General features: G+C 55.4%; 2 protein-coding genes. One reads left to right on the top strand and one right to left on the bottom strand.

What is annotated here, in order from left to right; genetic code table 11:
- Window positions 1–628: aminotransferase class I/II-fold pyridoxal phosphate-dependent enzyme (locus ACXJ5O_RS25955; protein WP_457302421.1), on the top strand; the 628-nt coding region annotated here is incomplete at its 5' end.
- A gap of 19 nt (window positions 629–647) precedes the next feature.
- Here ACXJ5O_RS25955 and ggt read toward each other — a convergent pair.
- A partial coding sequence (gene ggt, locus ACXJ5O_RS25950) for a gamma-glutamyltransferase (protein ID WP_457302420.1) occupies window positions 648–1,721 on the bottom strand: 1,074 nt, incomplete at its 5' end.

Here is a 1,721-nt window from a genome sequence, read left to right as displayed (position 1 = left end):
TTATCCGCCAGCACAGTTGAAAGCTATTTTCGACGTCTGCCGGAAGAATGGACTTTGGCTGATTCTGGACGAAACTTACCGCGATTTCCTACCCAACGACGTCGGTGCTCCGCATGGTCTCTTGAGGGAGAAGGGCTGGCAGGAAAATTTGATCCAGCTCTACAGCTTTTCGAAGTCCTTCTGCATTCCGGGACATCGGCTAGGCGCGCTGACCGCCAGCGAAAACGTCGTCGAAGAGATCGCCAAGATCATGGACAATTTGCAAATCTGTGCTCCCCGTGCAGCGCAGGGCGCCGTGGCGCGGGCGTTGCCGGCGCTCGTTGAATGGCGGGCTGGTAACCGGTTGGAAATCGAAGCTCGCGCCAAGGCACTGTCCGAAGTGATGACAGGTCTTGAGGGCTGGAAGCTCGAAGCAATGGGCGCTTATTTTGCCTTCATCCGCCATCCATTCGAAGACCGGCCGTCGACCGAGGTCGCGGAGCATCTCGCCAAGAAGGCCGGAATTCTCAGTATTCCCGGCGAATATTTTGGCGCAAAACACACTCAGTTTCTGCGCTTTGCATTCGCCAATGCCGATGCCGAGACCATCCGGCAGCTACGTGGCCGGATGATCGATATCAGTCTGTGAAGTCCGCCAGCGTGGTAAATCAATAGCCCAGCGCTTGCCCCGATCCCGATCGACTGTCTATAGCGCCGTTGTAGCGTGCGCCTTTGCCTTCTTCGATATCAGTGAGGCTCTCGCCGCCAAGCAGAATACCGGCGGCCTGGCCCCAGATCGTCCAGTCCTTGTCGATCTCGACATCATGACCCATCTCGGTGAGGAGTTTGCGTGTGTCAGCAGAGAGGGCATAAGGCTCCATATAGACCTTGTCCGGCAGCCATTGATGGTGAATGCGGGGCGCGTCGATAGCTTCCTGGATATTCATGCCGTGATCTATGACATTGATGATGGCTTCGAGCGTGATCGTGATAATACGCGCGCCGCCAGGGCTGCCAATGACCATGAAAGGCTTGCCATCCTTTGAAATAATGGTGGGGCTCATGGAAGAAAGCGGTGTCTTCTTCGGTTGGATGGCATTGGCTTCTCCCTGCACCAGCCCATAGAGATTGGCGGCACCAGGCTTGGCCGTGAAATCGTCCATCTCATTATTAAGCAAGATACCTGTTCCGGGAGCCACGACACCTGCGCCGAAGGAGCCGTTGAGCGTATACGTGACAGCCACTGCGTTTCCCTCGTCGTCGACAATGGAATAATGTGTCGTCTCTTTACTTTCGCCAAAGCCCTTTGGCATCAGTTCCTGCGATACCCCGGCCTTGAACGGATTGATCTTCTCGCGAATTTCCTTGGCGTATTGCTTGTCGAGCAATTTCTTCACCGGATTATCGACAAAATCCGGATCACCAAGCGATGTGTTGCGATCGACATAGGCATGGCGCATCGCTTCGACCATGGCGTGAACGGTTTCCGCCGACCCGTAACCGAGATATCCGAGCGGATAACCTTCGAGAACATTCAGGATCTCGCAGATGATGACACCGCCGGAACTCGGCGGAGGTGAGGAAACGATATCATAACCGCGGTAGTTGCATTTGACAGGCTCAAGTTCGCGCACGGAGTATTGCTCGAAATCGGCCTTTGCCAGAATGCCGCCTGTCGCCGCGCTGGCTTTCACGATGGCATCTGCAGTTGCGCCTTTGTAGAAGGCATCGGGGCCTTTCTC

It is taken from the genome of Phyllobacterium sp. P5_D12 (assembly GCF_054049495.1).
The sequence above is the reverse complement of the archived record's forward strand: the minus strand, read 5'-3'. Positions and strand labels throughout refer to the sequence as shown.